The following is a 5,610-nucleotide window of genomic DNA, read 5'->3' as shown; positions in this document are numbered from 1 at the left end:
CGAGCGACTGCGACTCACCGTCACCAACGGCTGGGGCGACAGCGACGAGATCAGTGGGGCGGACGGGGTTCGAGACCCCGCGTCGCTCGACGGGTTCGTCCGGCCGAGCGGCGAGCCGGCGACCGTGCCGGCCGCGCTCACCTGTCCGGACGACGAGTTCGAGCGACACCCGTCGATCGCCGACGACGTGAACTGGGGCTCCGGCGGGAGCGTCGGCGACGACGAGGGGCTGGAACTGCGGCTCGTGAATCCCGCGTACGACGGCGACGACGCGGACGAGGCGCTCCGGCTCGAACGGGGCGACGAGTTCCGCGTGGAGATGACGAACGTGGCCGCACACGACATCGGCGTCGGTAATCACGGGAAGTACACCATCGAACTGTACACCGAGGAGGGGTGGACCGAGGTGCGCGGCGGCGACGACGCCTCCCGGTTCGCGTACACGGACGAGCTCGTCTCGACGAGACCGGGCGAGACCGTCGAGTGGTCGTTCACGATGACCGAGGACGGGCTGATCGAGGGCGGTCCCCACGAGGACCACCTTCGCGTGTGCCCCGACCTCGAACCCGGCCGCTACCGGTTCACCTTCTGGGGCGCGGACGACCTCGCCGTCGCCTTCGACTACGTCGGCTAACCGGTCAGCCACCCCGACCACCCGATCGGCGACGGACCACGGAGTCGCCGACGGGGGATACGCGAGCGGCTGGGTTCGGGGGACGCGCCGTCAGGAGTCGCGCCACTTGTGGCCACACTCGACGCAGGTGAACAGCCGAACTTCGTAGGATCCGCCCGGTTTCGGCATCATCTCGTAGTACGCGCGGTCGCTGTCGCAGTCGGCCGCCGGACAGGGTTCCCGCATCGTCTCGGAGGCGTCCCGGGTCGCATCAGCCACGGCGGGGGCCCCGTCGTCCCGCTGGCCGTCCTGGGTCGTCATCGCCGCCTCCGCTTGCGAGTCCCGCGGCTCCTCGGCCCCACAGGAACGACACACCCACGTGTCGCCCTCCGTGTGCATCACCGAACCGCATTCGTCACAGAATTGCATATACCGCGATCGTACATCGTTGTCGGATATAGGTGTTAACCTCCGATCCGTCGTGGATCGCCGGCGACGACTCGCCTCGATCGTACGGCTGTCTCTTATAAGTCGTTGTACGGCTGCCCTTTATAAGTCGTTGTACGGCTGTCTCTTATAAGTCGTTGTACGGCTGTCTCTTATAAGTCGTCGTACGGCCCGGACTTCGCAGCGGTGAGTCGGTCGACCTGCTCGTCGGAGAGATCGATCGTCGCGCTCGCGAGGTTCTCCGTGAGCTGGTCCACGGTCCGCGCGCCGACGATGGGTGCGGTGACGCCGTCGCGGTGGGAGAGCCACGCGAGCGCGACCTGTGCCGGCGAGGCGTCGACCTCGTCGGCGACGCCGTCGAGCTCGTCGTGGAGATGGAAGTTCTCCTCGGTGAGGTACGCTTCCTGAAAGCGACTCGACTCGGCCGCTTTCGAGTCGTCGGGGAGATCGGCGTCGCGGTCGTACTTCCCGGTCAGGAAGCCCTGTCCGAGCGGGCTCCACGGGCAGACGGCCAGCTCCTGCTGGCGCGCGAACTCAAGGTAGTCCCCCTCGACCTCGCGGTCGACGAGGTTGTACCGCGGCTGGAGGACGGTGAACGGCTCCCATCCCTCCGCCTTCGCGATCTCGTTGGCACGAGCGACCTTCCACGCGTTGGGTCGCATCGTAGACGCGCCGAGGTAGTGGACTTTGCCGTCGTCGACGAGCCCGTTGAGCGTCTTCATCAGTTCACGAGCCGGCGTCTCGTCGTCCCACCGGTGGATGTAGAGGACGTCGACGTAGTCCGTGTCGAGCCGGTCGAGTAGGGCGTCGAGTCGGTGTCGGAGGTTCTTTCGGTTCGTCCCCCGGCTGTTCGGGTCGTCCTCGCGGATCTGCCAGTAGATCTTCGAGGCGATCGTGTAGCGCTCGCGGTCGCGGTCCGCGAGCCAGTCGCCGATCCAGCGTTCACAGTCGCCGCCGCCGTACACGTCGGCCGTGTCGATGTAGCGACCGCCCGCCTCGGCGTAGGCGTCGAGCAGCTCGTGTGCGCGCTCCTCGCCGATCTCCACGTTGCCGGCCTCGGTCACGCGGCCGAAGCGCCACGTACCGAACTGGAGTTCGCTCGTTCGGAGGCCCGTCCGTCCGAGCGTGACGGTGTCGAGGTCGATCTCGTCGAGTGCGGGTGTCATCGCGTCACCGTTCACGTCGTCACGGCAAAAGACTGGAGAAACCGGATGGTACCGGTTCACGTGATCCGCCCGCGAAGCGGCGCGAAACGCCGCTACAGGGACGGGTTCGTCACCGGCCCAGGAGCGTTCCGATCGCCAGGGCGAGGAGGTACAGCGCGATAGCCACGAGGATGATCGTCGCACCCGTCGCGATGTTGAGGGCGTACGAGACGAAGATGCCGCCCAGCACTGCGACCTGGCCGAAGACGACCGACAACACGAGCCCCCCGTTGAAGCTCCCCGTCACCTGCATGGCGGCGGCGACGGGGATGACCAGCATGCCGGCGACGAGGATCGCGCCGAGCACCTGCATCGCCGCGACGACGACGAGCGCGGTCAACACGATCAGCAGGGTGTCGTAGAACCACACGTCGATCCGCGCGAGCCGCGCCGCCTCCCGGTCGAACGTGATAAAGAGGAGCTGTTTGTGCGTCAGTGCGACGACCCCCGCGACGAGCATCGTCAACCCGACCATGAGTTGGACGTTCCGGAAGGGAACGAACAGGATGTCGCCGAACAGGTAGCTCTCGACGGTCGCGCTGAACACGACGCCGTAGGAGATCACCGCGATCCCGACCGCGAACCCACCGGTGAGCATGATCGCGATGGGGATGTCGGCGTATCCGTCGGTGTTGACCGCGATCCACTGCATTCCGAGCGCGCCGATCGCGGCCGCGACGAGCGCGAACAGGAGCGGGTAGTCCAGCGTCGGCACCGCCGCGCCGATGAACAGTCCGATCGCGACCCCACCGAACGCGGTGTGGGCGAGCGCCTCACCGATGAGCGCCATCTGCCGGTTGACCAAGTACGCGCCGACGATGGGGGCAGTGATGCCGATCAGGATCCCGGCGGTGAACCCGCGCTGGAGGAACCCGCTACAGACGAGCCAAACGCCGGCGGTCGAACACGTCACCCCCCAGAACGCCTCGTACAACGGCGGGAACACCCAGACGATGAACGACACGATCGCGAGCCCCGCGGGGACGCCGACCCCTGCGACGATCCCGAGCCGTCGGGCGGCGCTCTGTGGCGGGAAGGCGTCCGCAAGTCGGTCGCTCGTCGCCATCTCAGTCGCCTCCGGCCAGCGAGTCGGCCTCTCCAGCCAGCGCGTCAGCATCTCGGCCCAGCGCGTCGGCGCGGACGGATCGCGCGGAGCCGAACACCCGCTCTAAGGCGTCGCTTTCGAGGAACGGTCGCGTCTCGTCGTGTGCGTACAGCTCCCCGTCGAGACACGCCATCGTGGTCGCGTGCTCGGCCAGCAGTCCGACGTCGTGCTCGATGAGGACAATGGTGATCCCCTCGTCGTTGAGCTCGTCGAGCAGGCGGTAGAACCGCTCGACTGAGTCGGTATCGACGCCGACAGTGGGTTCGTCGAGGGCGAGGAGGTCAGCCTCGCTCGCGAGCGCCCGGGCGATGTACGCTCGCTGTTTCTGGCCGCCGGATAGTCGGTTGATCCGTCGATCCGCGAGCGCCGCGATACCGACCCGGTCGAGCGCCTCGTCGACCGCGCGACGGTCGGCCTCGCTGAGCCGGCGGATCCCGGCGTGTGCGTACCGGCCCATCGTGACGACCTCCCGGACGGTGACTGGCATGGTCGCGTCGGCCTCGCTCGACTGCTGGGAGACGTAGCCGAGCCGCGTGCCGTCCGTAAACGCCCGTGCGGGCGTGTCGAACAGTCGAACCGATCCCGAGTCGGGGGTTTTGAGCCCGAGCAGGATCTTCAGCAGCGTCGTCTTCCCCGAGCCGTTGGGACCGACGAGCCCGAGAAATTCGCCCTCCTCAACGGTCAGGGAGACGTCGCTCAACACGGGCGTGTCTCCGTACGCGAACTGGACGTTCTCGGCGACGATTGCCGGCGTCATTCGGTACCCTTGCTGTCGGATGGGATTCGTCTCGAAGGCATATGTCTTCGGTCTCCGTTCAGTCCGCTCGCAACGCCGTCGCTATCGACGGGAGGTTGATCTCGCGGAAGTGGTCGATGTACCCCCAGTCGGACTCCATCGTCAGGTCGCCGCCGATCGGCGGGGTGCCGTCGATCTGAGTCTCGACGGGCGACAGCGGGAGCACCGTCGTCTCCGTTTCGTCCGCCAGCGACGCCGCGAGCTGTCCCGGCTCGCCGACGTCGTAGAGGACGTGGCCGATGCCGAACTCCGCGATCAGCTCCTCTATCTCCTGGACGTCTCCGGGCGATGCGGCGTCGTCCGGCGAGGTCCCGACCGGTGAGTAGATGTCGAGCCCGTAGCGTCGGTTCCACCACTGGAAGGAGTCGTGGGTGCCGACGACGAGCTCGTTCAGCTCCGCGCGGTCGACGATAGCCTCGAAGTCCTCGTGGAGCTCCTGTAGTTCCTCGTTGAAATCGGCGGCGTTCTCGGCGTACTCCTCGGCGTTGTCGGGGTCGATCTCCGCGAGTCCGTCGGCGACGTTCTCGACGCCCGTCTGACACTCGATCGGATCCATCCACCAATGTTCGTCGTTGTCTTCTGCGGGACTGTCGAAGAAGTCGATCCCCTCGGAGGCCTCAACGACGACGACATCGGCGTCCGCGAGCTGTTCGGCGGCGTCGTCCTGCCAGCTGGAGAAGTCCCGGAGGTAGACGAAGCCGTCCGCGCGGTCGAGTTCCTGTACCGTCCCGGGTTCGGGGTTCCAGTCGTGGCCGTGCTCGCCGACCGGCACGAGGTCGATCGCCTCGATGTTGTCGCCGGCGACCTGGCGGACGAAGTCCCACACCGCCGGCATCGTGGCGAACACCGTGGGCCGGTCGTCGTCCTCGCCGGCGTTCCCGTCCGATCCACTCCCCTGTGGATCCTCGCCGAGACAGCCGGCGAGTCCGAGCGTCGACCCGACGGCGACCGTCGCCCCCGCGATACCGCCGAGCGCGGCGCGCCTGGAGAGCGTTCGATCGCCCGACTCGGCGGAGCTGGCCGAGCCGGTCGACCCGGTCGATCCGGCCCGCCCCGACGGCGATCGATCGTTCCGTCTCGATCCGCGCCGACTAGTCTCGTCCCTGAGATCGGTCATCACCGAATACTCAGTCGGGAGCGAGGGATATACGTTACGATACAAACAAAATAATTAGATGCGTCTAAAAATTCCACCAGCAAGCATTTCAGCGCCCCATAACCCGATCTCGACGGATCGTCAAAGGAGTGAAGCGGCTCGCTCCCGTCCGTCGGATATGGATCGAAACGAGGTCCGTCGGGCGTGGGACGCGGTGGCCGAGACGTACGCGTCCCGTCGGGACCCCGACGGGTCGGACGCGGCACTGATAGACGACCTGCTCGACGAGCTCCCGCCCGAGCCCGCCGTCCTCGACGTCGGCGACGTGGACGGCGCGCGGACGCTCGA

Annotated in this window: 5 protein-coding genes and 2 pseudogenes; 2 read left to right on the top strand and 5 right to left on the bottom strand. The window is 67.0% G+C overall.

Going from position 1 to position 5,610, the window contains the following annotated elements; genetic code table 11:
• Positions 1 to 634: pseudogene (locus ACFQEU_RS10545) on the top strand (hypothetical protein); the annotation flags it as partial.
• Between the two features lie 90 nt (positions 635 to 724).
• Here the strand turns inward: ACFQEU_RS10545 and ACFQEU_RS10540 are convergent.
• The 5 genes from ACFQEU_RS10540 to ACFQEU_RS10520 all read right to left on the bottom strand — a co-directional run bounded on the left by ACFQEU_RS10540 (position 725) and on the right by ACFQEU_RS10520 (position 5,283).
• Positions 725 to 1,042, bottom strand: a complete 318-nt coding sequence (locus ACFQEU_RS10540) for an RPA12/RPB9/RPC11 RNA polymerase family protein (RefSeq protein WP_379781910.1) — start codon at positions 1,040 to 1,042, stop codon at positions 725 to 727.
• Between the two features lie 170 nt (positions 1,043 to 1,212).
• Positions 1,213 to 2,226: an aldo/keto reductase gene (locus ACFQEU_RS10535; protein ID WP_379781908.1), complete on the bottom strand. Its 1,014-nt coding sequence runs from the start codon at positions 2,224 to 2,226 to the stop codon at positions 1,213 to 1,215.
• 109 nt (positions 2,227 to 2,335) lie between these two features.
• On the bottom strand, positions 2,336 to 3,331 hold the full coding sequence (locus tag ACFQEU_RS10530; protein ID WP_379781906.1) for a metal ABC transporter permease: 996 nt from the start codon (positions 3,329 to 3,331) through the stop codon (positions 2,336 to 2,338).
• A gap of 1 nt (position 3,332) precedes the next feature.
• Positions 3,333 to 4,127, bottom strand: coding sequence for a metal ABC transporter ATP-binding protein (locus ACFQEU_RS10525; RefSeq protein ID WP_379781904.1), 795 nt, complete (start codon positions 4,125 to 4,127; stop codon positions 3,333 to 3,335).
• Between the two features lie 58 nt (positions 4,128 to 4,185).
• Positions 4,186 to 5,283, bottom strand: coding sequence for a metal ABC transporter substrate-binding protein (locus tag ACFQEU_RS10520; protein ID WP_379781902.1), 1,098 nt, complete (start codon positions 5,281 to 5,283; stop codon positions 4,186 to 4,188).
• A gap of 157 nt (positions 5,284 to 5,440) precedes the next feature.
• Here ACFQEU_RS10520 and ACFQEU_RS10515 point away from each other — a divergent pair.
• Positions 5,441 to 5,610, top strand: a pseudogene (locus ACFQEU_RS10515) (class I SAM-dependent methyltransferase); the annotation flags it as partial.

This window comes from Halorubrum tibetense (assembly GCF_042661865.1).
In the GTDB taxonomy this organism is placed as follows: Archaea; Halobacteriota; Halobacteria; order Halobacteriales; family Haloferacaceae; genus Halorubrum; species Halorubrum tibetense.
The sequence above is the reverse complement of the archived record's forward strand: the minus strand, read 5'-3'. Positions and strand labels throughout refer to the sequence as shown.

What these genes read in the sequence shown, in the direction of transcription:
- ACFQEU_RS10540 (WP_379781910.1), bottom strand. Translation starts at nt 1,042, where the DNA reads ATGCAATTCTGTGACGAATGCGGTTCGGTGATGCACACGGAGGGCGAC.
- ACFQEU_RS10535 (WP_379781908.1), bottom strand. Translation starts at nt 2,226, where the DNA reads ATGACACCCGCACTCGACGAGATCGACCTCGACACCGTCACGCTCGGA.
- ACFQEU_RS10530 (WP_379781906.1), bottom strand. Translation starts at nt 3,331, where the DNA reads ATGGCGACGAGCGACCGACTTGCGGACGCCTTCCCGCCACAGAGCGCC.
- ACFQEU_RS10525 (WP_379781904.1), bottom strand. Translation starts at nt 4,127, where the DNA reads ATGACGCCGGCAATCGTCGCCGAGAACGTCCAGTTCGCGTACGGAGAC.
- ACFQEU_RS10520 (WP_379781902.1), bottom strand. Translation starts at nt 5,283, where the DNA reads ATGACCGATCTCAGGGACGAGACTAGTCGGCGCGGATCGAGACGGAAC.